This is a genomic window from Corynebacterium sp. P4-C1, from assembly GCF_030503595.1.
Taxonomy (GTDB): Bacteria; Actinomycetota; Actinomycetes; order Mycobacteriales; family Mycobacteriaceae; genus Corynebacterium.
The window spans coordinates 655254-680680 of sequence record NZ_CP129966.1 but is presented as its reverse complement, the minus strand read 5'-3'; the positions used below and the strand labels follow the sequence as shown (position 1 = coordinate 680680).

Here is a 25427-nt window from a genome sequence, read left to right as displayed (position 1 = left end):
GTCTAGTCCACGCGTCGGACAGCGCCCTTGTCTGCGGACGTGGCCATCTTCGAGTACGCGCGCAGCGCCTTGGTGACGTGGCGGGTGCGGTTCGGCGACCACGGGTTGTCGCGCAATTCCATTTCGGCGCGGCGGCGGTCGAGCTCATCGTCGTCGACTTCGAGCTGCAGCTTGCGGTCGCGGACGGAAATGCGGATGGTGTCGCCGTTCTCGATCAGACCGATGAGGCCGCCCTGGGCCGCCTCGGGGGAGATGTGGCCGATCGACAGGCCGGAGGTGCCGCCGGAGAAGCGGCCGTCGGTGATTAAGGCGCAGACCTTGCCCAATCCTGCGCCCTTGAGGAAGGACGTGGGGTGCAGCATTTCCTGCATGCCGGGGCCGCCGGCTGGCCCCTCGTAGCGGATCACCACGACCTCGCCAGGCTGGACCTCGCGCGCGAGGATCATGGAGACAGCCTGCTCTTGGGAATCAACGACCCGGGCGGGCCCGGAGAATTCCCAGAGCTCCTCTTCGACACCGGCGGTTTTGAGGATTGCGCCGTCCTCGGCAAGGTTGCCGCGCAACACGACCAGGCCGCCGTCGGAGGTAAAGGGGTGGTCGAAGTCGTGGATCACCCCGCCCAACGGGTCCGTGTCCAGCTCGTCCCACCGGTTGGACTGGGAGAACGCCTCGGAGGAACGGACGCCGCCGGGCGCGGCGTGGAAGAGTTCGATGGCCTCGTCGGTGGCATTGCCGCCGCGGATATCCCAGTCGTCGAGCCAGTCGTTCAGGTTCGAGTAAGCGACGGAGTGGACGTCGGTGTTGAGCAGACCGGCACGGTTGAGCTCACCCAGGATGCGGGGAATGCCGCCAGCGCGGTGGACATCCTCGATGTGTGCGTCGCCGTTCGGCGCAACCTTAGAGATGCAGGCGATCTCGTGGGAGAGTTCGTCGATGTCTTTCAGATCGAAGTTGACCTCGCCCTCTTGGGCCGCGGCGAGAGTGTGGAGGATCGTGTTCGACGATCCGCCCATGGCCATGTCGAGCGCCATCGCGTTGCGGAATGCCTCGCGCGTGGCGATGCTGCGCGGCAGCACCGATTCGTCGCCTTCGCCGTAGTAGCGGCGGGCAATGTCCATCACGGCTTCGCCGGCGCGCTCGAAAAGGCGGCGGCGTGCGGTGTGGGTGGCCAGGGTGGTGCCGTTGCCCGGAAGCGACAAACCGAGAGCCTCGGTGAGGCAGTTCATCGAGTTCGCGGTGAACATGCCGGAGCAGGAGCCGCAGGTGGGGCAGGCGGATTCAACGATGCGGTCCAGGTCGGTGTCGGAAATCGCGTCGTTCGCGGAGCTGGACATCGCGTCGACAAGGTTCGTTTTCGTGCCCGTCTGCGCGACACCGTCGATGACCACGGCCTTACCGGCCTCCATTGGGCCGCCGGAGACGAAGACAGCGGGGATGTTCAGCCGCATGGCGGCGTTGAGCATGCCCGGTGTGATCTTGTCGCAGTTGGAGATGCAGACCATGGCGTCGACTGTGTGCGCATTGACCATGTACTCGACGGAGTCGGAGATGATCTCGCGGCTGGGCAGGGAGTAGAGCATGCCGCCGTGGCCCATCGCGATGCCGTCGTCGACAGCGATGGTGTTGAACTCCTTGGGGATGCCGCCGGCCTCGCGCACGGCTTCGGCCACGATGTCGCCGACATTCTTCAAGTGCACATGGCCGGGGACGAACTGGGTGTAGGAGTTCACAATGGCAACGATCGGGCGGCCGAACTCGTTGTCCCTCGTGCCTGTGGCTTTCCACAGCGCACGCGCGCCAGCGGCCTGGCGGCCCACAGTGGTGATGCGGGAACGGAGCGGGATTGCGTTGGGCATAAGGCTTACTCCTCGTTCTTAGGTGCAGTTCTCGAAAGTTTTTCGCCGGCTGCGGTGCGCTCCTCGTATTCTTCGGGCGTGACCAGGATGGAATTGCCCTCCTGGTCGGTGACCTCCATCATTCCGTCCGCTGCCTCGGAAGCTTGGGTGATCACGTCGGCGATCCGCCCGGAGGAGGCCTCAGCGAGTTCCGGCAATGAATTGAACGATACTCCGGGCAGTGAGTACTCCTCGCCGTCTACGGTGGCGATCTTCGCGCGCGAGCCCTCGAAACCGATGCCGCGGAGCTGGTCCCACGGCAAACGCACATTCTTCCTGAACAGGTAGGACACGGCGATGCCGTCATCGTCCACCCGCGTCTTGGCGGTGAACACCCACGCGATGAAAATAATGGGGAAAATCAGGAGCCAGCCGAGCTTGAGCGGGGCCCAAGAGATTCCGATGAGCGCGATGCCAGTCATGAGCACCGCGGCGAGAACGTGGGTGCGGTCCGGGGTGAACGTCATGGTGTCATGCTATCGGGCTGGCGCTCGCTGTCTCCCTCGGGGTGGAGGCGGGAGCGGGAGTCTGCGCCGTCTCCCGTGCGCTTGTCGGTGCAGTGGTTTGCTGCGTTGTGCGCGGCTGCTTGGAGTTCTGCGGCACCGGTGCCTGTGCGGACTCGGACGTTTCCGGTGTCCCCGACTGTGGCGGTTGAGTTTCCTTGCTCGGCTCCTCCTCGACGCTGGTCGGGGCGGTACTGGTGGCTTTGGCGCCGCTCGTGGGCGTCGCCGGTGCGGAGGTGGATGACCGCGGCGGCGCGAAGACACCGGAGCGGGCCTCGCTGTTCTCTCCCGCCGACATAGTCATCCCGCGCAGAATGAGCAGGCCCAGGAAGAGAGCGATGAGCAGACCTGTGGAAGCCCTGACGCGGCCACCGAAGGTGCCAAAGGCGAAACGGCGCTTCGACTCTGCCGCCGCCGGGTCCTCTTCGGCCGGGACTTCTTCGTGGTCGCTGAGCTCCGGATCGGGATTGCGGCCCACTTCCGCCTCGACGTCTGCATCGTCGCCGAAGCCGTCCCCGGGGCCGTCGCTGGAACCGTCGTTAGCGGGAAGGACCGACGTTGCGGCCGCAGACGGGTCCGCATCCAGGTCGTGGTCCGTGCTCCAGCCCCTCTTGTACCGGCCGGTGCTCACGGCGGGGAAGGACTGCGTCGCGTCGTCGTCAAGCGGGCGGGTGGCCGTCTCCGAGCCGTACTCGTCGAAGAATTCCTCGAGAATGTGGACGCGGAGGGCGCGCTCGATGGGGAACTGGTCGCCCGGCGTGCAGCGGACCATGAAGCGGACATCCAGGGTCCACGGCATGCCGACAGTGTTCGGCGGGTTGATCTCGATTCCGGGCTGCGACAGGAGCTCGCCGCGGACCAGGGGTGCGATCTCGGGGTTGGCCAGCGCCTTCCGGGCCGCGCGCTCGGCGCGCGCGATGACCTCGTCGACATCGCGGGAACGGGCGAGGGGAACGGGCACGACGACGAGGGCGCGCGACCAGATATTGGAATTATTGATGCACACCTTTGCCGTCGAATTCGGAATCGTCACCGTGTACTGCTCCAACGTGCGCACCTGGGTGGCGCGCATGGTGATCTGGATGACGTCACCCGTGATTTCGTCGCCGCCGAGATTGAAGGTGACGAGGTCGCCCACGCCGTACTGCTTCTCCGAAAGAACAAAAAAGCCCGCCACGAAATCAGCAATAATATTCTGCGCGCCGAAACCGATTGCGGCAGAGACAACGGTCGCGGGAATTGCGGCGCCGGCGAGCGAGAAGCCGATCTGCTGCAAGAAAAAGACGAGGATGAGGAAGTACGCCAGCAGCTGGAGGAGATAGATCGCGACTCCAGCGATGGCGAGCGACGACTTTCCCTCGTCAGGGTCCTTTGCGTCGGCCACTTGGCGCTCCGCGTACCGGTTGGCCAGACGGCCGGCGCGGGGCACCAGCATCGCCACCACAATGAGCAAAGCGAGGTTGATGCCGGTGTCGGCCAACCAGCGCCACATCTGTTCGAGAATGAGTGTGAAAGGCATAGCAAGAACAGATTATCCTCAAAATTCCTGTGGGAAGCGTGGAGATGTTTTAAGATCTAGGCATGATCTTCAACGGCCTAGTAGTAGAGATTCGCACGGCGCTTGCCTTACGTGCGACAAAGTCGTCTACCTAGAAGCCGTAAGACAAGCGCCCCCGCCTCAGCATTCGAGCGGGGGCGCTTGTCGTGGATCACCCAGAGTGCTTAAAACTCACCAAAGGAGTTCGGAAATAGTGGCAGCGTCACAGAAGAAACAAGCGGAGCGCATCACAGGTGCCGAAGCTATCGTCCGCAGTCTCGAGGAGCTGGGCACCGAAATCGTTTTCGGTATCCCGGGTGGAGCGGTTCTTCCGCTTTACGACGCCCTGTTCGCCGCCAAGAAACTGCGCCACGTCCTGGTGCGCCACGAGCAAGGCGCCGGCCACGCCGCCGAAGGCTACGCCATGGCGTCCGGCGAGGTCGGCGTCTGCGTGGCAACCTCGGGTCCCGGTGCGACCAACCTCGTCACGGCCCTGGCCGATGCGTACCTCGACTCGGTGCCGATCGTGGCCATCACCGGCCAGGTGGGAACCCCGCTGCTGGGCACCGACGCGTTCCAAGAGGCCGATATCCGCGGCATCACCATGCCGATCACCAAGCACAGCATCATGGTGACCGATGTGGATGAGATCCCGCAGGCTCTCGCCGAGGCTTTCCACCTGGCCAGCACCGGCCGGCCGGGCCCGGTCTTGGTCGACTTCCCGAAGGATGTCCAGAACGCAGAGATCGACTTCCGGTGGCCGCCGGTCATCGACCTGCCCGGCTACAAGCCGACGACCAACCCGCACGGTCGCCAGATCTCCTCCGCGGCGAAGATGATCGCCAAGGCTGAGCGCCCCGTGATCTACGCCGGCGGCGGCGTGATCAAGGCGAACGCTTCGAAGGAGCTCTTGAAGTTCGCAGAGGTCACCGGTGTTCCGGTCGTGACCACCCTGATGGCGCTCGGAGCGTTCCCCACTCACCACCCGCTCAACATGGGCATGCCGGGCATGCACGGCACGGTTCCCGCCGTCGCCGCCCTGCAGAAAGCGGACCTTCTGATCACCATTGGCGCGCGTTTCGACGACCGCGTCACCGGCGACCCCGACCATTTCGCTCCCGACGCCAAGGTAATCCACGCCGATGTGGACCCAGCCGAGATCGGCAAGATCCGTGCCGTCGACGTCCCGATCGTCGGCGATGCCAAGGAGGTTCTGAGCCAGCTCATCGAGCCGTTCAAGAAGGGCAAGAAGGTCTCCGCTCCGAAGATCGACGAGTGGAAGAGCTACCTCGATGACATGAAGGAGCGCTTCCCGCGCGGGTACGAAAAGCACGCGGACGGATCCCTGTCGCCCCAGTTCGTCATCGAGACGCTGTCCAAGGAGGTCGGCCCCGAGGCGATCTACGTTGCAGGTGTCGGCCAGCACCAGATGTGGTCCGCGCAGTTCCTCGACTTCGAGCACCCGCGCACTTGGCTCAATTCTGGTGGTTTGGGAACGATGGGTTATTCCATCCCGGCGGCGCTCGGCGCCAAGGCAGGTTGCCCGGATAAAGAGGTCTGGGCCATCGACGGTGACGGTTGCTTCCAGATGACCAACCAGGAAATCACCACCGCCGCTGTCGAGGGCTTCCCGTTCAAGGTCGCGTTGATCAACAACGGCAACCTGGGCATGGTCCGTCAGTGGCAGACGCTGTTCTACGACGGCCACTACTCGCACACGAAGCTGCACCAGGACGAGACGTACATCCCGGACTTCCTTGGTCTGGCCACGGCTCTCGGTGCTGAAGCAATCCGCGTCACCACCGAGGAAGAGGTCCTGCCCGCCATTAAGCGTGCGCGCGAAATCAACGACCGTCCGGTCCTCATCGATTTCGTCGTCGGCGAAGATGCCCAGGTGTGGCCGATGATCTCCGCCGGTAGCTCCAACTCCGAGATCCAGTACGCGCGCGACCTGCGCCCGCTTTTCGAAGAAGACATGTCCGCCGGGGAAACGCCCGCCGACATCCACGAGACCGTGGCCGAGAGCACGACCGATGCACCGGCAGATGCGGAGGAGAAATAATGATGAACAACAACCAGATTTACGACGATGTCACCCGTAGTGTCCTTTCCGTTCTGGTGCAGGACGTCGACGGCATTATCACCCGCGTCACCGCCATGTTCACCCGCCGCGGTTTCAACCTGGTGTCGTTGACTTCCGCGAAGACGGAGACTGAAGGAATCAACCGCCTCACCGTTGTCGTGGACGCCTCCGAGCACGCTGTCGAGCAGCTGACCAAGCAGCTCAACAAACTGATCCAGGTGATCAAGGTCGTGCGCCTCGAGGAGGAGAACACGATTGCCCGCTCGCTGATGCTGGTCAAGGTCAACGCAAACAACAGCAACCGCCCGCAGGTGGTCGACGCGGCGAATATTTTCCGTGCGCGCATCGTCGATGTGGCGCCGGACTCCGTGGTCATCGAAGCAACCGGCACAACGAGCAAACTCCGTGCCTTCCTCGAGGTGCTGGAGCCGTTCGGGGTCCGTGAGCTCGTCCAGTCCGGCCGTGTCGCTCTCAACCGCGGCCCGAAGACGATGGCCCCTTCCAAATAGCCCGCAGTGTGGGAGCAGGACTCTATGAATACGGCATAAAAGCGGCATAAATACGGCCCTGATCCCACACAGAACCGCGCGCGTCCCGTATAGTGAAACATGGCGCCCAATATGCGGGACGCGTTCAATAAACGCTCAACGCGCTCCGGCGCGCAGGAACCAACAGAAAGGTGAGTGCTTCGCTCATGGCAATTGAAGTTTTCTACGACGACGATGCTGATCTGTCCATCATCCAGGGCCGCAAGGTCGCTGTTATCGGCTACGGCTCCCAGGGCCACGCCCACGCGCAGAACCTGCGCGAATCCGGCGTCGAGGTCGTCATCGGTCTGCGCGAAGGTTCCAAGTCCGCGGAGAAGGCCCGTGAGGCCGGATTCGAGGTCAAGACCAACGCCGAGGCCGCCAAGTGGGCAGACGTCATCATGCTGCTCGCACCGGACACCTCCCAGGCCGAGATCTTCACCAAGGACATCGAGCCGAACCTCAACGAAGGCGACGCCCTGTTCTTCGGCCACGGCCTGAATATCCACTTCAAGCTGATTGACCCGGCCGACAACATCACCGTCGCAATGGTCGCTCCGAAGGGGCCCGGCCACTTGGTCCGCCGCACGTTCGCTGACGGCAAGGGCGTTCCCTGCCTGATTGCGGTCGAGCAGGATCCGGCCGGAAACGGTCAGGCCCTCGCCCTGTCCTACGCTGCTGCCATCGGTGGTGCACGTGCCGGTGTCATCCCCACCACTTTCGAAGCTGAGACCGTCACTGACCTGTTCGGTGAGCAGGCTGTTCTGTGCGGTGGCCTGGAAGAGCTGATCAAGAACGGCTTTGAGGTCCTGACCGAGGCCGGCTACGAACCGGAGATGGCCTACTTCGAGTGCCTCCACGAGATGAAGCTGATCGTCGACCTCATCTACGAAGGCGGCCTCGCTAACATGAACTACTCGATCTCGGACACCGCCGAGTTCGGCGGCTACCTGTCCGGCCCGCGCATCGTCGACGAAGGCGCCAAGGATCGCATGCGCGATGTCCTGAAGGATATCCAGTCCGGCGACTTCACTAAGCGCCTGATCGCCAACGTCGAAGGCGGCAACAAGGAGCTCGAGGGTCTGCGCGAGAAGATCTCCCAGCACCCGATCGAGAAGACCGGTGCGCAGCTGCGCGACATGATGTCCTGGGTGCAGAACCCGCTCAGCGACACCGCCCGCTAAATCACCGGCAGCGACTTGCCGCCCGAGGTCTCCTCGGGCGGTTTTTTAATGCTTATGTATCGGCAATGGGGGGGGAGGAAACACCGCGCAGGCAACGCGGGTGAATCTGTTTGCATTTCTCTCCAGCTTAGATTTCCCGAAGGCTGTCTACCTGGTGGTATAGCGTTTAGTGCATAAGTGTGATGCCAACAGATTCACCGGCGGGTGTGCTGTGTGAGGTGGAGGGGGTTCTGGGTCTCAGGCATGAGTGAACCCCGCGTCCCTGGAGCGGGAATCGCGGGGTTGGGGTATGCGTCGCGGTGCGGCGCAACTGGCCGCCGGAGGGAACCGGCTAGCCGTTCTTAGTTGGTGGCGTTGCCGATTGCGTCGCCAGCCTGGCCAGCCGCATCGCCGACAGCGTCCGTTGCCTGGCCAGCCGCATCGCCGACGGCATCGCCAGCGTTGCCGGCTGCGTCACCAGCGGCGTCACCGGCGTTGCCGGCTGCGTCGCCAGCAGCGCCTGTAGCATTGCCGGCCGCATCGCCTGCAGCGCCGGTAGCGCTGCCTGCTGCGTCGCCTGCGCCCTCAGCAGCACCGCCCTCTGCCGGTGCAGTGGTGGTCACGTCGATGGTGGTGGTGCCGGTGACTTCGGTGGAACCCTCGGTGGATTCACCGTCGCCGCCCTTGACCAAGGACCAGATCAGGAGGCCGAGCAGAATCAGGGCCAGCAGGCCGAGCAGCCACTTCCACCAGCCGCTGCCGCCATTGTTCTCCTCGGCGACGGTGGAGCCGCCGGTGGTCGCCGGGCGGGAGTCGGTGCGGACCTCGCGGGTGGAGCGGGTGGCGTCGTTGTCCGCCGGCGTGATGCGCTCTTCGTTCACGCGGGTCTCGTTGAGCTTGTCGTGGGCGTGGGTGCGCGCGTCGCTCAGCTTGTCGTGGGCCTGGGTGCGGGCATCGTCGAACTTGTCGCTGACGCGGTCGCCGTGGCCGAGACGGTCGGCAGCTTCCTTGGGCAGGTTGTGCGGGTCGTTCGGGTTCGGAGTCTTGTCGGTCATAGTCGCGACCACCTTTCTTTCTAAGCTTTCTAACTAACGGACCGTTTGAACAGTCAGCGTCCCACCCTAACAAGATTTGCCGCTTGTCGCCGTCGTCTTTTCCTGGCCGCAGTATGTCTTGCCTGGCGAACACCGGAGTCTGTGCTGGTCAATGAAAAATCGGGCGATCAGGATGTTTTCAATAAGATTGCATTAAGCGTCAAGTTGTCATAGAGTGGTGACCATGACGGAACATAGCCACGGGCACAGCCACGACCACAGCGTCAGCGATGCGCCGCTGTGGGCGCTGTCCGCGGCGCTAGGGATCACCGGCGTGGTGTTCTTCGCTGAGCTCGTCGGCGGATGGCTGTCAGGTTCGATGGCGCTCATGGCGGATGCGATGCACATGCTCTCCGACGCCACGGGTCTGATCATCGCGCTGGTGGCGGTCGCGCTGGGGAGGAAACCGGCATCGCGGTACGCCACCTTCGGCTACCGGCGCGCTGAGGTGCTGGCGGCCGCCGTCAACGCTGTCACGGTCGCGGCGATCTCGGTGTGGATCGTCGTGGAGGCGGTGCGGAGGATCGGCAGTCCGGAGGACATCGATACTCGGGCGATGATCATCGTCGCGGTGGTCGGCCTAGTGGCGAATGCGGCGTCGGCGGCGGTGCTGCAGTCGCAGCGTAAGCAGTCGGTGAACATCGAGGGCGCCTTCCTCCACGTCATGGTCGACCTGCTGGGGTCGGTGGCAGTGATCGTGGCCGGTCTGGTCATCGTGTGGACGGGATTCACCGGTGCAGATGTCGTGGCCTCCCTGATCATCGCGGGGCTGGTGCTGCCGAGGGCGTGGGGGTTGCTGAAGACGTCGATAAGCGTGCTGCTCGAGCGCGTTCCGGACGGTGTCGATCCCGACGATGTGGAGTCAGCGTTGCTGCATCTAGAGGGAGTGGAGGCGATCCACGACCTCCACCTGTGGTCCTCCGGCGGAACAGATGTCTTGTGCACGGTGCACCTTATTACTGTGGCCGAGCACGCGCCGCTGCTCGACCGTGCGCAGGCACGCTTGCGGGAGCTGGGGATCGAGCACGCGACGATCCAGATCGAGCCGCCCGAGCACTACACGCACGAGAATTATTGCGCCCCTCACGCTGACCGGTAGTGATCTAGAGTTGGGGTCATGGGGTTTACCACGCCGAGCTACTCCTTGACCGATCTGTTCGCGCGCGCTGAGCGGGGCGAGCTTCAAACGCCGGATTTCCAGCACACCTATCTGTGGGACGTCGATCGCACGCGCACACTCCTGTCGACTGTGCTGCGCGGTTACCCGGTGGGCACGTTGCTGGCGCTGGACACCCGCAATGAGCCGATGCGGTTCCGTCCGCGGCCGTTGCAGGGTGCGCCGGCGACCGACACGCAGCCAGGGTTGCTGCTGCTGGACGGTCAGCAGAGGTTGTCTTCGTTGTACCTGTCCCTGCAGGGCGACGGGCGCATCGAAGTGCTCGACTTCCGCGGCCGCCGCATTTTTCGGCGCTTCTTCGTGGATGTCCGCGCGGCTGTCGCGGACGACCCGATGCCGGCGGAGGCGGTGTTCGCTGTCGACGACGACGGAGTGGTGCGTTCCCACTTCGGCCCGGCGATCGACGGCGGCGTCGGCGACAGGCAGACGATGGTGGACAACTTCATCGTCCCGGTTTCCGCACTGCTGTGGGAAGAAGGGAACGATCTGCTCTTCGATATGGCCGCCACCACCGATGACCCGGCCATCCGGCATGATGTGAAGGAGTTCCACCGGCGCATTCTGCGCCCGCTCGCGGCCTACGACATTCCGATGACGCGCCTCGATCGCGGCACCTCCCAGATCGGGGTGGGGCAGATCTTCGCGCAGGCGAATTCCTCGGGCGTGTCCATGGATGTTTTCGAGCTGCTCACCGCTGTGTTCGCGATGGAAGACCCGGAGTTCTCCCTGGCCGCGCACTGGCAGGAGTGCGAGCAGGTGCTGCGGCAGCACCCCGCGCTCGACGAGATTGACCGTGTCCGTTTCCTGCGTGGAGTGTCCCTCCTCGTCACCAGCGCACAAGGGTCGGCGCGGGGCCACCGCGGCGATATCTTGAACCTGTCCCTGCACGATTACCTGTGGGCATCCCGCGATCTGCTCGACGCTTTCGTGCGTGCTGCGGAATTCCTGTCGGACCGGTGCATCTTTAGCGTCGAGCAGGTGCCGTACTCCCACCAGTTGGTTCCGTTGGCGGTCATTCTGGCGCGGCTCACGTGGGACGGGGAGTGCCTGGGTAATCCGGAGACCTGGGACCGCATCAACCAGTGGTACTGGAACGGCGTGTTCGGCGAGCTGTACGGCGCGCACGCCCCGTCGATCCGCGCCGGTTCCGATGTCGACCAGGTCACTCCGTGGGCGAAGGGGGAGACCGACCGGGTGCCGAAGACGGTGGAGGACGCTTTTTTCACCGAGTCCCGGCTCCTGACCGCCAGGGCTGACTCCGGTGTCTACCGTGGGTTGTTCTCCCTGCTCATGGCGCGAGGTGCCCGTGATTGGCGCACGGGCAAGCCCTTCACGGCGGAGACGGTCGCGGAGCTCCGCCCCGGATTCCACCAAGTCTTTCCGGACGGCTTCTGCCGTGTCCGCGGCGTCGACGCTGACTTGGCCCAGTCGGTGCTCAACCGCACCCCACTCGGCCGGCGCACTGAAGCGGTCATGGAGGACGCCGCACCGAAGCGGTACCTGTCGCGCCTGCAGTCGAAAGCGATCATGGAGGACGACGAATTCGATGCTGTCCTGGCCACTCACGAACTGGAGCCGGACTATTTGTTCACCTCCGACTGGCAGTCCTTTTTCATCGACCGCCGCGACAGGCTCGTGGGGATCATCGAGTACGCGATGGACAAGAAGGTCGTGCGCGACCTAGACGGCGATTCTGAATGACGCGGATTCGACCACGGGCGACCGGGCTCGCCGCGGTCTTGGCGGGTGCGGCTCTTCTGCTCGCCGGATGCGGTGAAGCTGGTCTGGACGATGGCCCGGGCGGGGAACGGGTGCTCCAGGAGGCGCGTTCGGTGAACCAGTCGCGGCACGTCGCTGAACGTTTTGAAAGCCATCCGGTGGTGCTAGACGACGAGGCCGGGTTCAACGCTTGCGAGCTTTTCTACCCGTCGTCGGAGGTGCTGATCCTCGCCGACGAAACGCCTGCGGCTCAATTGCGCGCCGCATCGCTGGCTGTGGTGGCGCACGCCCCGATGCTGATCTACAACAGCGAACACCACGCCGAGGTGATCCAGCAGATTGAGCGTATGGCCACCCACACTGTGTATGCGGTGGGCGATGTGCCGGTGCTGGGGTACACGGACCAACTCAAAGTGATCAGGGATCCGGGCGGGCGTGAGGCCCTAGAGAAGGCGACCGCGCTGGGTTTCGCCGAGAAAGAAGTGGCGGACGAAAAAGCGGCGGCGGAGGAGGTCGCGGTGCTTCGCGACGGGGAGCCGGTGTGGCTCCGCGCTACGTACGGCCCGCGGCAGCATGTGCCGGAAGACGCTGAAAATGGGGTGGTGCCGGTCCGCTCGCGCCAGGACGCGGAGATGGCTCCCCAGGTCATCGCCCTGCCGACATCGTCGCTAGCTTCAATAGCCACTGCCCGGGCTTTCGGCGCCAACGTGTACGTGACGGATAACCCCGATCCGCGGGTGAGCCACAAAACGCTTCTGCTCACTGCCGGTTTGTCGGATCTGCCGCTGGTGGCGCTGGGGGATTTCGGCACTAGCGTGGAGCTCGGGGAGCGGATCCGCGAGGCGGAGGCGGGGGTTCTGCCGGGAGAGTTGGATAATATCGCTTCGCTTCCGCAAGTATCGGATTAAGGTTTAATGAATCAATACCCGCTAACCAATACGTCTAGGAGATGAGCACCGTGTCCGCACCTGTGTCCAACCCGGAAGCCAAGCCTGTTGTTCTGATTGCCGATAAGCTCGCCCAGTCCACAGTGGATGCGCTGGGGGATTCCGTCGAGGTGCGTTGGGTGGACGGCCCGAACCGCGAGGAGCTGCTTGCTGCGGTGCCGGAAGCGCAGGCACTCCTCGTGCGTTCCGCGACCACCGTGGACAGCGAGGTCCTCGCCGCCGCGCCGAATCTGCGCATTGTCGGCCGCGCCGGTGTCGGCCTCGACAATGTGGATGTGGAAACCGCCACGGAGCGTGGCGTGATGGTTGTCAACGCCCCGACCTCCAATATCCACTCGGCGTGCGAGCACGCGATCGCGCTGCTGTTGTCCACCGCCCGCCAGATCCCGGCTGCGGACAAGACGCTGCGCGACGGCGAGTGGAAGCGCTCATCCTTCAAGGGCGTGGAAATTTACGGCAAGACCGTCGGCATCGTTGGCTTCGGCCACATCGGCCAGCTGTTCGCCCAGCGTCTCACCGCATTCGAGACGGAGATCATCGCCTACGACCCGTACGCGAACCCGTCGCGCGCCGCACAACTCGGCGTTGAGCTCGTGGAGCTGGAGGAGCTCGTCTCCCGCGCCGACTTCGTCACCATCCACCTCCCGAAGACCAAAGAGACCCAAGGCATGTTCAACGCGGAGCTCTTGGCGAAGGCGAAGGAAGGCCAGATCATCATCAACGCGGCCCGCGGCGGGCTCGTCGACGAGCAGGCGCTTGCCGACGCAATCGTCAACGGCCCCATCCGCGGCGCCGGTTTCGACGTCTACGCCACCGAGCCGTGCACGGATTCCCCGCTGTTCGCCCTGGACGAGGTTGTGATGACTCCGCACCTGGGGGCGTCGACAAGCGAGGCTCAGGACCGCGCGGGCACGGATGTCGCGCGTTCTGTTTTGAAGGCGCTGGCCGGCGAGTTCGTCCCGGATGCCGTCAACGTTGTCGGCGGTGCCGTGGGCGAGGAAGTCGCTGTGTGGCTCGAACTCGCGCGCAAGCTCGGCCTGCTGGCAGGCAAGCTGCTTGACGACGCCCCGGTGTCCCTGCGCGTCACCGCCCGCGGCGAGCTGTCCACCGAGGATCCGTCGACGCTGGCTCTGTCCGCTGTGCGCGGCCTGTTCTCCGGCATTGTCGAGGAACAGGTGACTTTCGTGAACGCCCCGGCAATCGCGAAAGCCCGCGGCCTGGAGGTCGAGTCTGGCGCGGCCAACGAGTCCCGTGACCACCGCTCTGCGCTCGAGGTGCAGGTCGTATCCGCGAACGGCGGCACTGCGACTGTTGAAGGTGCACTGACCGGCCTGGACCGCGTGGAGAAGATCGTGCGCATCAACGGCCGCGGCGTGGACATGCGCGCCCAGGGCCGCAACCTGTTCCTGTCCTACACAGATAAGCCGGGCGCTCTCGGCCACGTCGGCGCCCAGCTGGGCAACGAGGGAATCAACATCGAGGCCGCAGCCCTGACCCAGTCTGCGAAGGGCGACGGCGCCTTCCTGATTCTCCGCGTGGAGAAGGAAGTCCCGGCCGAACTCGAGGCAGCTGTGGCGAAGTCCATCGAGGCGGACTGCATCCAGCTCGACCTCGATTAAACGGCCAGCTAGCAGGCGGCTACTGAGCGGAAAGCCAGAAAAATCCCACCCCGGATTGCAATTAATCCGGGGTTTTTCTGCGCCAAAGCCAAGACATATGACAGTATTAAGCACACTTAATTTTGTTGTCCAAACCTGAAGGGGGCGAACATGACCACCGCAACGCGCAAAGACGACCCGGGGTCGCCAGAGGCATCCGCGGTTCCGCGTGAGCGTCTAGAGATTTCCGTAACGCCGGACGGTGCCGAGCACATTGTGGGCGTGAAACCGGAGAAGATCATCGGCACCGGTGAGCGCATCGCCATTGCGATCGCCGCAGTGCTGGCGGCCCTCGGCTGGGGCGCCATCGCGATGAACCGCGGCGAGACAATCAACTCGGTGTGGCTCGTCCTAGCCGCCATCGGCACCTACATCATCGGCTACAGCCTCTACGCGCGGCTGGTGGAGTACAAGGTAGTCAAACCGCGCAATACCCGGGCGACACCCGCCGAGTACGTCAACGATGGCACCGACTTCGTCCCGACTGACCGCCGCGTGCTCTTCGGCCACCACTTCGCCGCCATCGCCGGTGCAGGTCCGCTCGTCGGCCCTGTCATGGCCGCGCAGATGGGCTACCTGCCGGGCACCCTCTGGATCATCTTCGGCGTGGTTCTCGCCGGCGCTGTCCAGGACTACCTGGTGCTCGCGGTGTCCTCGCGCCGCCGCGGCCGCTCCCTGGGCCAGATGCTCAAGGACGAGGTGGGCAAAGTCGGCGGTTTCGCGGGCACTCTGGTCACGATGGTGATCATGGTGATCATCATTGCCGTGCTCGGCCTCGTCGTGGTCAACGCGCTCGCGGAATCCCCATGGGGCGTGTTCTCCATCGCAATGACTATCCCGATCGCTTTGTTCATGGGCGTCTACGGCCGCTTCATCCGTCCGGGTCGCGTGGCTGAAGTCTCTGTCATCGGTGTCGTCCTCCTGCTCGCCGCGATCATCGGCGGCGGTTATGTCGCCGAGACGGCCTGGGGCGCCGACATGTTCACGTTGTCCAAGGGGACCCTGGCCGTGTGCATCCTTGTCTACGGTCTGATCGCGTCGGTGCTGCCGGTGTGGCTGCTGCTCGCTCCGCGCGATTATTTGTCCACGTTCATGAAGATCGGCGTCATCGCGATGCTCGCGGTGGCGATCTTCGTCGACAGGCCCGAAGTGCACATGCCCGCGGTCACCGCATTTGGCCGTGAGGGCGGCGGGCCGGTGTTCTCCGGAAACCTGTTCCCGTTCCTGTTCATCACCATCGCGTGCGGCGCGCTGTCGGGCTTCCACGCGCTGATCTCCTCGGGCACGACTCCGAAGCTGCTGGAAAAAGAGACGCACGCCCGTGCCATCGGCTACGGCGGCATGCTCATGGAGTCCTTCGTGGCCATCATGGCGCTGATCACGGCGATTGTCCTCGACCGGCACGTCTATTTCGCCATCAACTCCCCGAAGGCGAAGACCGGTGGGGAAGAAGCGTCCGCCGCGGAATTCGTGAACGGTCTGAATATTCCCGGTGAGGGAGTGACCGCGGAGAAGCTTTCTGCGCTGGCCGAAGCGGTCGGCGAGCCCACGATCGTGTCCCGCACCGGCGGTGCCCCGACGTTCGCCATCGGAACGTCCGAGATCATGACCAACATCGTGGGCAATCCGGCCATGCAGGCATTCTGGTACCACTTCGCCATCATGTTTGAGGGCCTGTTCATCCTCACCGCCATTGATGCGGGTACGCGTGTGGCGCGCTTCATGATGGGCGACATGGTGGGCAACATTAAGGGGCTGGAGAAGTTCAAGGACCCGTCTTGGCGGATCGGCAGCTGGGTCTCCACCCTGCTGGTCTGTGCCATGTGGGGCGCGATCCTGGTCATGGGTGTCACTGATCCGCTCGGCGGCATCAACGTGCTCTTCCCGCTGTTCGGCATAGCCAACCAGTTGCTCGCCGCGGTCGCACTGTGCCTGGTCACTGCCATTGTGTTCAAGAAGGGCCTGTTCAAGTGGGCGTGGATCCCGGTGGTGCCGCTCGTGTGGGACCTCATCATCACGATGACGGCCAGCTGGCAGAAAATCTTCAGCGACGATCCGTCGATCGGCTACTTCGCGCAGCACGCCAAGTACAAGGATGCGCGGGCTCAAGGGTTGGAGGCATTCCAGGCTGCGAAAACGCCGTCGGAGATCGACATCGTCGTCCGCAACACGATGATTCAGGGTGTTTTGTCCATCTTCTTCGCTGTGCTCGTCATCGTCGTGGTCCTGGCGACCATCGTCGCATGCGTTCGCGCGGTTCAGGCGCACAACCGCGGCATCGAGATCGAAGACCTCGAAGAGCCGGAGGTTCCGTCCACCTTGTTCACTCCGCGCGGCATGACTGCCACAGCGGAGGAGAAAGCAGTGGCCAAGGAACTCGGGATCGATCTGAGCACCCCGGCAGGAGCGGGGCACTGATGGGCGCGGTAGCGGAAGGAGTTGTCTCCGCTTTCAAGTGGACGAACTGGTACATCAAGGAATTGATGGGCGACAACGACTACGCGAAGTACTGCGCCCACCAGCGCGCCCACCATCCGGACGCGGAGTTGATGACGGAGCGGGAATACTGGAAAGCAAAGTGGGCGCATCAAGAAGCCAACCCGGGAAGCCGTTGTTGTTAAGCTTTAACGCATGAAAATTGCGGTTATTGCAGGAGACGGCATCGGCCCGGAAGTGATGGAAGAGGGCCTGAAGGTCCTGCGCGCAGTGCGCGACGACGTGGAGCTCACCGAGTACGACCTCGGTGCGCGGCGCTATCTGCGCAACGGTGAGTTGCTTACCGACGAGGACTTGGCGAGCCTCCGCGAGCACGACGCGATTCTCCTCGGTGCGATCGGCGACCCGGACCGCGTCCCGGCCGGCGTGCTCGAGCGCGGCCTGCTGCTACCGCTGCGCTTCAAGCTGGACCACTACGTGAACCTCCGCCCGTCGAAGCTGTACCCGACGGCGGTGAGTCCGCTCGCGAATCCCGGCGAGATCGACTTCGTGGTTGTGCGCGAGGGAACCGAGGGACTCTACGCCGGCAACGGTGGCACGCTGCGGCAGGGCACTCCGGCAGAAGTGGCCTGCGAGGTTTCCCAGAACACCCGCTACGGCGTCGAGCGTCTCGTCCGCCACGGTTTCGAGACCGCGATGGCGCGCCGCAAGAAGCTGACGCTGGTGCACAAGACGAATGTGCTCACGAATGCCGGTGCATTGTGGCAGAACACTGTTAACGATGTCGCTGCCGAGTACCCGGAGGTCGAGGTCGACTACAACCACATCGACGCCGCGACGATTTATATGGTCACCGATCCTGACCGGTACGACGTGATTGTCACCGACAATCTCTTCGGTGACATCCTCACCGACCTCGCCGGCGCTGTCGCCGGCGGCGTGGGGCTGGCGTGCTCGGGCAACATCGATGCCTCCCGTGCAAACCCGTCGATGTTCGAGCCGGTCCACGGATCAGCGCCGGACATCGCAGGCAAGGGACTCGCCGACCCGACTGCGATGATTCTTTCGGTCGCCATGATGCTGCGCTGGCTTGACGACGAAGAGGCCGCCACCCGCATCGAAGATGCCGTCGCGGAGGATGTTTCCGCACGGCGTGACAACGAGACCGCCGGCGGTGCAAGTGCGGAAAACGGAAGCTTCACCGAAAGGGTCGGAACCCGTATCGCGGAATCCCTCAAGTAAGGTTTTCCTCATGCGTTTCACTTCCCGCCGTTCCACCTCCACCGCCGCGGTCGCGGTGACAACCTCGATGCTGCTGGCCGGATGCTCGGCTTTCGGCGGGGGAGACGGGCCCTCCGACAGCGGATCGGAATCCGGGGCGAATGCTCAGGGCGGCGGTGTGGCGGCTTCGCTGGTGAAGGACGGGTCCCAAGTCATCGCCGACCCCGACGGGACAGGGTCTGAGGTCTCCCAGAAATTCTTCCCGGAATCGGACACAGTTGTCGTGGCCGCCGCCGATCGGGAAAGCAGGCTCAAAGCTGCGGCAATCGCTGTGGACGAGGGGGCTCCGATGCTGACCCGTTTCGGCACGCCCGAAACGTCCGCTGCCGTCGACGCCGAAATCGAGCGGCTCGGCGCTACCCGCGTAATCAACGTCGGTGAAGGCGCTGGCGAGGAAACCGACGAGGACGACCTCAAGCTCATCGCGGACACCCAGCCGGTGGCCGCGGAAGAGGAACAGGAAGTCCGTGCGATTGTGGACCGCGCCCAGGGGGATGGCCGGGGCACGGACAGTGACGGGGCCGGAGAGGATGTCCCGATCTTCGCGACCGAACTGACCTCCTTTGCCGCCACCGCGACTGCTGCGGCCAAGAAGCTTCCCGTCACGGTGCTCTCGTACGCCGACCCGCGCGTGACCAAGGAATCGATGGACCAGGTCAACGGCAAGAAGGCTGTGGCGCTCGGCCGTCAATTTGGCAGCACGGAGCGGTTCCGCAGCACGATTGAGTTGGCCAAGAACGGCGAGGTGACCGGTGGTGGCGGCCTGATCTTCCCGGGGCGGCGGATGATCGCCACCTACGGGCACCCGTCGGGCCCGGCGCTGGGCCAGATGGGTGAGCAGCCGCCCGCGGAAGCAGTGAACGTCGTGAAGGAATGGGTGCGCCAGTACCAGGAACTCACAGACGAGAAGGTGATTCCGGCCTTTGAGATCATCGCCACTGTGGCATCTTCGGATCCGGGTGACGACGGCAATTTCACCAACGAGTCCGACCCCGCGGAACTCGTCCCGTACATCGACGCCATCACGGAAGCGGGCGGCTACGCCGTCATCGATTTGCAGCCGGGCTTGACCACTTTCAAGGAGCAGGCACTCAGGTACGAAGAGCTGCTGAAGCGCCCGAATGTGGGGCTCGCGCTCGATGCCGAGTGGAAGCTCCAGCCTGGCCAGCAGCCCGCGGCCCAGGTGGGGTCCGCGAATGCGGCGGAGATCAACGAAGCGACGCAGTGGCTCGCGGAACTCACCCGCGAAAACAAACTACCGCAGAAGGCGTTGATCGTGCACCAGTTCCAGCTGGCGATGCTGCCAGACCGCGAGAACATCGACACCTCGGCGCCCGAGCTGTCCTTCATCCTGCACGCGGACGGCCACGGCACAACTGAGCAGAAATTCGAGACATGGAACGTCATGAGGAAGGACCTGCAGCCGCAGTTCTTCATGGCGTGGAAGAACTTCATCGACGAAGATATGCCGATGTTCACCCCGGAACAGACGTACAGCACAGTCAATCCGCGCCCGTGGTTTGTGAGCTATCAATAGTCGGGAATTGAAAGGCTAACCTTAAGCGGCGGGGATAGTCGTGGCGTATGCTCAGCAGCATGCGTTTTGGACGAATTGCTACACCTGAGGGAATGACTTTCGCGGTCATCGACGACGAAGCGACGACAGCGAAGCAAATCAAGGGAACTCCGTTCACGGAGCCCGAGTTCACGGGGAAGGAGTGGGCGCTCGCAGATGTGCGCCTGCTGGCCCCGATGCTCCCCAGCAAGGTAGTCGCAATCGGCCGCAACTACGCGGACCACGTCGCTGAGGTGTTCAAGCAGTCTTCGGAGCACCTGCCGCCGACGCTCTTCCTCAAGCCGCCGACAGCAGTGATCGGTCCGGAAGCGCCGATCAAGATCCCGGACTTTGCCACGCGCGTCGAATTCGAGGGTGAGCTGGCTCTTGTCATTGGGGTCCCATGCAAGAATGTCAAGGCTGAAGACTGGAGGTCTGTGGTCCGCGGCGTGACCATCGTCAACGATGTCTCCTCCCGCGACCTGCAGTTCACCGACGGCCAGTGGGCGCGCGCCAAGGGCATCGATACGTTCTGTCCGCTCGGCCCGTGGATCGAGACGGACTTGGATAAGTTCGATTTCGACGATCTGCCGATCAAGGCGCACCTGACCCACGACGGGCAGACGGAGACTAAGCAGGACTCGAACTCGAATCAGATGATCTGGAAGCTGGGCAAGATCATCGAGTTCATCACCTCGTCCTACACCTTGCTGCCCGGCGACGTCATCTGCACCGGCTCCCCGGCAGGAACAGCCGAAATGGTTCCGGGCGACACCATCGAGGTGGAGATTGACGGCATTGGCAAGCTCAAGAACCCGGTGGGGCGGGCTTAAGCGATAAGCGGCTTTGGCTTCAGGTAACTAGAGGCCGAGGGCACGCTGAATCGTGCGGAGTTTCGCCGTGGTCTCGGCGAGCTCTTGCTCCGGGTCGGACGCTGCGACGAGGCCCCCGCCCGCCCATGCGCGGGCAGCGGTGCCTTCTCCGTTGACCTCGGCACAGCGGATGGCGACCATGAATTCGCCGTCACCGCTTGAATCGCACCATCCGACGGTTCCGGCGTAGAAGGAACGGTCGGACTCGGCTGTGGTGATCAGCGCTTCAGCCGCGTGCTGGGGCGACCCGCAGACCGCAGGGGTGGGGTAGAGGCGAGCGGCGAGGTCGAGAGCGTTCGGGGCAGGCTCGCGCAAGGCGCCGGTGATCGGGGTGGCGAGGTGCCACATCTCGCTCGTCTTTGTCAGCACTGGTCGATCGGGAATTGACAGCTCGCTGCACAGGGGCTCGAGAATCTCCCGGATGTGCTCGACGACGTACGAGTGCTCGTCGAGGTCTTTCTCCGAGTGGGCGAGTGCCGCGCCTGCGGCGGCATCCGCCTCAGGGTCGTCGAAATCGCGTGCGGCTGAGCCGGCTAGGGGGTAGGAGGAGATCTTCAGCCCCTCGCGTTTGATCAACAGCTCGGGAGACGAGCCTACGAACATATGCCCCTGTTTGCCGGCGGGAGTCAGGTCGGCGATGAATCCGTCGCGGGTGCGGGAGAGGTCGATGAGGCGTGCGGCCACCAACCTGGCGTCGACAGGCGGGTCGAACGCGATGTCCACGGCGCGGGCGAGAACCACTTTGTCCAGAAGCGAATCCTCGATGGTCGCCACGGCTGCTTCGATGCGGCGTAGGTGTTCGTGCGGTTCCGGATCGTAGCCGGTGACACGGGCGGAGAGTTGGGAACCCGCGCCGATGCGGTAGTGCGCGTGCGGTTCGAGGGGGCCGGGCTCCCGGATGACGGACTCTGGCACGGTCAATGCTGCAGGAGCCTCACGGTCGAAGGGGAGGGCACCGACGACAATTTCCACATCGCCTCGGTCAATAACCTCGATGGCATCCCAGACATCGGTGAAGCTCCTCGCGGATCCCTGGGTGCGCACCGAGCCTTCCGCTCGGGAGAGCAGAAAATCGGGCGCGGTTGCAGGTCTGGGTAATGGCATGGTGACCGATTCTACTGCGGGAGAAACCAAGGCCGGAGGCAGGGTTGCCCGGAATAAATGCACTGTAATTGAAGTGTTAATGAACTTGCTGTTCAGGGAATTTCAGCGAATAATAAGAATGCTTCAATCTTCTGTTGAAGGACGCGTTAAGTATCACTACTGTTACGCAAGTGACTGTTGAGGATAAGAGCTCGCGTCCAGTCCTTGCCGGGCTTCTCACCTCCTCCAATTTTTCTGAAAGGCCGCACATGAAAACCTCACGCGCTTGGAGTCGCCGTCTTGCGGGTGCCATCGCAGGTCTACTCATGGCTGCAGGGCTCGCCGTTGCCCCGGCTCAGGCTCAGAGCATCCCCAACGTGAACCAGCTGACCGCACAATCCAGCCAGGCATCCAACGCAGCCGCACAGGCTGCCGCAGACGCCGCCAATAACGCGAACCGCGCGTGGAACGACATGGCCCGCCAGGTCAACGGTGCAATCCCGCAGGGTGCCGGTTCTTCTGTGCCGTACAACCCGATCCCGGCGCCGCCGCAGGCACAGACACCCGCGCCGCGCCCGGGGGCGGCACCGTGGCGCGCCACCGCCGGTCAGCCGGTTGCTCCTGGTCAAAACGGTGAAATCCGCGTGGGCAACCGCTCCTACCTGATTTGGGTTCCGCGCGGGTACAACGCCTCCCGTCCGACCCCGGTCATGGTCGGCTACTCGGCGTACGAGGACTCCACGGAGAATTTCCGGAACTACTCCCGTTTGCGCGAGTCCAATGTCGGCCGTGACGCGATCATCGTCTACCCGCGCTCCATCGGCGCCTCGTGGGAAGGATCCGCGACAGCTGCCACCCGCCCGGGTGAGGACATCCGTTTCGTCCGCGCGATGATCAACGATGTGCAGCGCTACTACAACATCGACCGCCGCCGCATCTACGCCACGGGCATGTCCACCGGCGGCGGCATGGCGGCGGTGTCCGCCTGTCACATGGCTGACCTGTTCGCCGGTGTCGCGGGTGTGTCCGGTGCCTACTACTGGCCGGTCAATGCCAACTGCCAGAACATTCCGGTCGCGTTCTTGGCTTACCACGGCACCAACGACACGCTGACGAACTATTACGGTGGTGTGCGCCGCGGAACCCGTTACTTGGGTGTTCCGGAGCTGTTCAGCTCGTATGAGCGCCGCAACGGCTGCCAAGTCGGCCGTATCAACTCGGCGCCGCTGGGGCATAACGCAACCCGTATTTCTGCCACCGGATGCCAGAAGCCGGTGCAGGCCATCAAGATCCACGGTTCCAACCACTTCTGGTGGTACGACCCGTCCACCGCGAACGACATGTGGGCAGTGCTATCCCGCGTGAGCAAGTAGCTGCCCGCACGCTACAGTTGGGTGCATGACTGACGCACCTGTACGAGTTCGTTTTTGCCCGTCGCCGACCGGAACGCCCCACGTGGGGATGGTCCGGACGGCGCTTTTCAATTGGGCGCAAGCTAGGCACACCGGCGGCAAACTGGTTTTCCGTATCGAGGACACCGATGCCGCCCGCGACTCCGAAGAGTCCTACCAGGCGATCATTGATTCCCTGCGGTGGCTCGGCATGGAGTGGGATGAAGGTGTCGTCACCGGCGGTCCCCACGAGCCGTACCGCCAGTCCCAGCGCATGGATATCTACAAGGAGATCCTGGACAAGCTGATCGAGGCCGGCGAGGTTTATCCGGCGTACTCCACGGCAGAAGAGGTCAAGGAGCGCCACATCGCCGCCGGCCGGGACCCGCAGCTCGGCTACGACAACTTCGACCGCGAGCTCACCGATGAGCAGGTGGCCGCGTTCAGGGCGGAGGGCCGCGAGCCGGTGTGGCGCCTGCGCATGCCGGAGAAGGACTGGAAGTGGCACGATTTGGTCCGCGGCGACATGGAATTCAAGGCATCCACGCAGCCGGACTATGTCGTCGCCCGCTCCAACGGTGCGCCGCTGTACACTTTGGTCAACCCTGTTGACGATGCATTGATGGGCATCACTCACGTGCTGCGCGGCGAGGATCTGCTGTCTTCCACCCCGCGCCAGCTGGCGCTCTATGAGGCGCTGCAGCGCATTGGCGTCACCGATTTCACTCCGGAATTCGGCCACCTACCGTTCGTGATGGGCCAGGGCAACAAGAAGCTGTCCAAGCGTGACCCGGAATCGAATCTGTTCAACCACCGCGACAACGGCATCATCCCCGAGGGCATGATCAATTATCTCGCGCTCCTTGGATGGTCGCTTTCCGCGGACCAGGACATTTTCACGGTCGAGGAGTTCGTCGAGGCCTTCGATATTAACGATGTCCTCGCGAACCCGGCCCGTTTCGACCAGAAAAAGCTCGAGGCCATCAACGCAGACCACATCCGCATGCTGGAGCCGGAAGACTTCAAGAACCGCCTGCGCGATTACCTGACGGAACACACGGACTTCCCAGCCGATTACCCGGAGGACAAATTCGCTGTCGCCGCGGATCTTGTGCAGACCCGCATCAAGATGCTGGGAGACGCGTACGGCCTGTTGAAATTCCTGGTCACGCCCGATGCGGAGCTCACCTTGGACGAGAAGGCGGCGAAGAAGAACCTCAAGGAGGACGCCGCGGAACCGCTCGATGCCGGTATCGCCGCGCTCGAAGGGGTCAGCGAGTGGACGACGGAGAACATCGAGAGCGCACTCAGCGGCGCGCTTATCGACGATCTCGGCCTCAAGCCGCGCAAGGCTTACGGAGCCCTTCGTGTCGCAGTCTCCGGCGAGGCTGTTTCTCCGCCTCTGTTCGAATCCATGGAGCTGCTCGGCCGCGAGTCGACCTTGGCTCGTCTGCGCGCCGCACGCGAGGCCACGCCGTTCGTTCCGGCGGGGGAGTAACCTCCGAATCACACCGGCGTTATTCACCTGCCCGTGAACATCCTCCAATAAAAGGTGGAGGACCTGCCGATTTGGTGGGATATCGCCGGTGTGGTTATAGTTATCGACGTTGTTCAGAGCGCCTGGCAGTAGCCGGGAAGCACTGAAATGACAATGGCCTATGGTGTAATTGGCAACACTACGGTTTCTGGTACCGTCATTCTAGGTTCGAGTCCTGGTAGGCCAGCTGCAGTTCAATTGAGGTGAAACTCAATGGGATTGCTGGACACAAAGTCCTTATGCCCCGTTCGTCTAGTGGCCTAGGACGTCGCCCTCTCACGGCGGTAACACGGGTTCAAATCCCGTACGGGGTACAAATAGAAATACGCAGACCTCCGGTCGGCTTCAACACTGAAGCGGGCCGGAGGTTTTCGTTATGCTGGCCTCCATGTTGCAGGCGAATGAACTCATCATCTCTCAGTCGAAGGCGATCGGCCGTGACGAATTCACCATCAGCGACCCCAACGGCGGTCAGCTCGGCATCGCGCGGCAAACGCGGAAGCTCAGCGATCTGTTCAAAGCCTCCCGTGGGGTCGAAGTATTCGATGCGGGAGGAACACCGGTGTTGGCGGTCGAGGATCCGGTGAATGTCATCCGAGACCGGTATATCGTGCACCGCGCCGACCCCCAGAATGGAGGCCAAGCTGAACTCGCGCACATTACCAAGCGCTTCGCCTGGATCGGCGCAAAATACGACGTGGACATCGTGGGCTTCCCGCAGGTGGAAATCCAAGGAGAGGTCTTCCAACTCAACTACGCGCTGACGTGCCAGGGGCGCACGATTGCTCGCGTGGATGCGGAATTCTCCGGCATGGGCAGGGCGCTGATGGGCAAGACCACATACCGCGTCGCCTTCGAACCGGGGCTCGACGAGAATGTCCACGCTGCCGTCATCGGCATCGCTATCGCGTTGGATATGCGCAGAGAGAAGATGCGCGACAGCTAGGTGCGGGAGTCCTACGTCGCTTG

20 protein-coding genes and 2 tRNA genes are annotated in these 25427 nt (G+C 63.5%); 17 read left to right on the top strand and 5 right to left on the bottom strand.

The genetic code is table 11. The features are described from left to right. Positions 1–2: 2 nt before the first annotated feature. Genes ilvD through QYR03_RS03165 form a run of 3 tightly spaced genes read right to left on the bottom strand, consistent with a single transcriptional unit; the run spans position 3 to position 3917 of the window. Positions 3–1856: a dihydroxy-acid dehydratase gene (gene ilvD / locus QYR03_RS03175; RefSeq protein WP_301712799.1), complete on the bottom strand. Its 1854-nt coding sequence runs from the start codon at positions 1854–1856 to the stop codon at positions 3–5. A 5-nt stretch (positions 1857–1861) separates the two neighbouring features. Beyond that, entirely contained in the window at positions 1862–2362 is a 501-nt protein-coding gene (locus QYR03_RS03170) for a PH domain-containing protein (RefSeq protein WP_259850981.1), read from the bottom strand. Between the two features lie 4 nt (positions 2363–2366). Beyond that, on the bottom strand, positions 2367–3917 hold the full coding sequence (locus QYR03_RS03165; protein ID WP_301712798.1) for a mechanosensitive ion channel domain-containing protein: 1551 nt from the start codon (positions 3915–3917) through the stop codon (positions 2367–2369). 232 nt (positions 3918–4149) lie between these two features. Here QYR03_RS03165 and QYR03_RS03160 point away from each other — a divergent pair, with 232 nt between their 5' ends. The 3 genes from QYR03_RS03160 to ilvC all read left to right on the top strand — a co-directional run bounded on the left by QYR03_RS03160 (position 4150) and on the right by ilvC (position 7729). Then, a complete protein-coding gene (locus tag QYR03_RS03160) occupies positions 4150–5997 on the top strand; it encodes an acetolactate synthase large subunit (RefSeq protein ID WP_301978824.1) in 1848 nt (615 codons plus the stop codon). Positions 5998–5999: 2 nt separating this feature from the next. Continuing rightward, positions 6000–6527 (top strand): acetolactate synthase small subunit, encoded by a 528-nt coding sequence (gene ilvN / locus QYR03_RS03155; protein WP_259851085.1) that lies wholly within the window; start codon positions 6000–6002, stop codon positions 6525–6527. A gap of 185 nt (positions 6528–6712) precedes the next feature. Continuing rightward, positions 6713–7729: a ketol-acid reductoisomerase gene (gene ilvC / locus QYR03_RS03150; protein ID WP_301712796.1), complete on the top strand. Its 1017-nt coding sequence runs from the start codon at positions 6713–6715 to the stop codon at positions 7727–7729. 341 nt (positions 7730–8070) lie between these two features. On the opposite strand, the gene QYR03_RS03145 is transcribed toward ilvC, so the two are convergent. Further along, positions 8071–8763: a hypothetical protein gene (locus tag QYR03_RS03145; protein ID WP_259850985.1), complete on the bottom strand. Its 693-nt coding sequence runs from the start codon at positions 8761–8763 to the stop codon at positions 8071–8073. A 223-nt stretch (positions 8764–8986) separates the two neighbouring features. Here QYR03_RS03145 and QYR03_RS03140 point away from each other — a divergent pair, with 223 nt between their 5' ends. The 9 genes from QYR03_RS03140 (at position 8987) to QYR03_RS03100 (ending at position 20408) form a co-directional block, all read left to right on the top strand. Next, a complete protein-coding gene (locus QYR03_RS03140) occupies positions 8987–9901 on the top strand; it encodes a cation diffusion facilitator family transporter (RefSeq protein WP_301712795.1) in 915 nt (304 codons plus the stop codon). A gap of 18 nt (positions 9902–9919) precedes the next feature. Continuing rightward, positions 9920–11680, top strand: a complete 1761-nt coding sequence (locus tag QYR03_RS03135; RefSeq protein ID WP_301712794.1) for a DUF262 domain-containing protein — start codon at positions 9920–9922, stop codon at positions 11678–11680. Beyond that, positions 11677–12606 carry a hypothetical protein gene (locus QYR03_RS03130; RefSeq protein WP_259850988.1) on the top strand — a complete coding sequence of 310 codons (930 nt, stop codon included), beginning with the start codon at positions 11677–11679 and terminating at the stop codon, positions 12604–12606. Before QYR03_RS03135 ends, QYR03_RS03130 begins: the two co-directional genes overlap by 4 nt. A gap of 41 nt (positions 12607–12647) precedes the next feature. Beyond that, on the top strand, positions 12648–14264 hold the full coding sequence (serA, locus tag QYR03_RS03125; RefSeq protein ID WP_301712793.1) for a phosphoglycerate dehydrogenase: 1617 nt from the start codon (positions 12648–12650) through the stop codon (positions 14262–14264). A 150-nt stretch (positions 14265–14414) separates the two neighbouring features. Continuing rightward, positions 14415–16721 (top strand): carbon starvation CstA family protein, encoded by a 2307-nt coding sequence (locus tag QYR03_RS03120; protein ID WP_259850992.1) that lies wholly within the window; start codon positions 14415–14417, stop codon positions 16719–16721. Further along, the gene (locus QYR03_RS03115) at positions 16721–16924 is read left to right on the top strand and encodes a YbdD/YjiX family protein (protein WP_259850993.1); all 204 of its coding nucleotides are present in this window, start codon (positions 16721–16723) and stop codon (positions 16922–16924) included. The genes QYR03_RS03120 and QYR03_RS03115 overlap by 1 nt, the downstream gene beginning before the upstream one ends. 10 nt (positions 16925–16934) lie before the next feature. Continuing rightward, positions 16935–17981: a 3-isopropylmalate dehydrogenase gene (locus QYR03_RS03110; RefSeq protein WP_259850994.1), complete on the top strand. Its 1047-nt coding sequence runs from the start codon at positions 16935–16937 to the stop codon at positions 17979–17981. 10 nt (positions 17982–17991) lie between these two features. Next, positions 17992–19557 (top strand): cell wall-binding repeat-containing protein, encoded by a 1566-nt coding sequence (locus QYR03_RS03105; protein ID WP_259850995.1) that lies wholly within the window; start codon positions 17992–17994, stop codon positions 19555–19557. A 59-nt stretch (positions 19558–19616) separates the two neighbouring features. Continuing rightward, positions 19617–20408 (top strand): fumarylacetoacetate hydrolase family protein, encoded by a 792-nt coding sequence (locus QYR03_RS03100; RefSeq protein ID WP_301712792.1) that lies wholly within the window; start codon positions 19617–19619, stop codon positions 20406–20408. Between the two features lie 27 nt (positions 20409–20435). Here QYR03_RS03100 and QYR03_RS03095 read toward each other — a convergent pair whose 3' ends face one another. Next, positions 20436–21551 carry an isochorismate synthase MenF gene (locus QYR03_RS03095; RefSeq protein WP_301712791.1) on the bottom strand — a complete coding sequence of 372 codons (1116 nt, stop codon included), beginning with the start codon at positions 21549–21551 and terminating at the stop codon, positions 20436–20438. A 305-nt stretch (positions 21552–21856) separates the two neighbouring features. On the opposite strand from QYR03_RS03095, the gene QYR03_RS03090 reads away from it, so the two are divergent. From QYR03_RS03090 to QYR03_RS03070, 5 genes are all read left to right on the top strand, one after another. Continuing rightward, on the top strand, positions 21857–22903 hold the full coding sequence (locus tag QYR03_RS03090) for a PHB depolymerase family esterase (RefSeq protein WP_259850998.1): 1047 nt from the start codon (positions 21857–21859) through the stop codon (positions 22901–22903). Positions 22904–22928: 25 nt separating this feature from the next. Further along, on the top strand, positions 22929–24419 hold the full coding sequence (gene gltX, locus QYR03_RS03085) for a glutamate--tRNA ligase (protein ID WP_259851000.1): 1491 nt from the start codon (positions 22929–22931) through the stop codon (positions 24417–24419). Positions 24420–24573: 154 nt separating this feature from the next. After that, positions 24574–24645: transfer RNA gene (locus tag QYR03_RS03080), tRNA-Gln, on the top strand. 54 nt (positions 24646–24699) lie between these two features. After that, positions 24700–24772, top strand: a tRNA-Glu gene (locus QYR03_RS03075). A 74-nt stretch (positions 24773–24846) separates the two neighbouring features. Continuing rightward, positions 24847–25404, top strand: a complete 558-nt coding sequence (locus tag QYR03_RS03070) for an LURP-one-related family protein (protein ID WP_259851002.1) — start codon at positions 24847–24849, stop codon at positions 25402–25404. Positions 25405–25427: the final 23 nt, after the last annotated feature.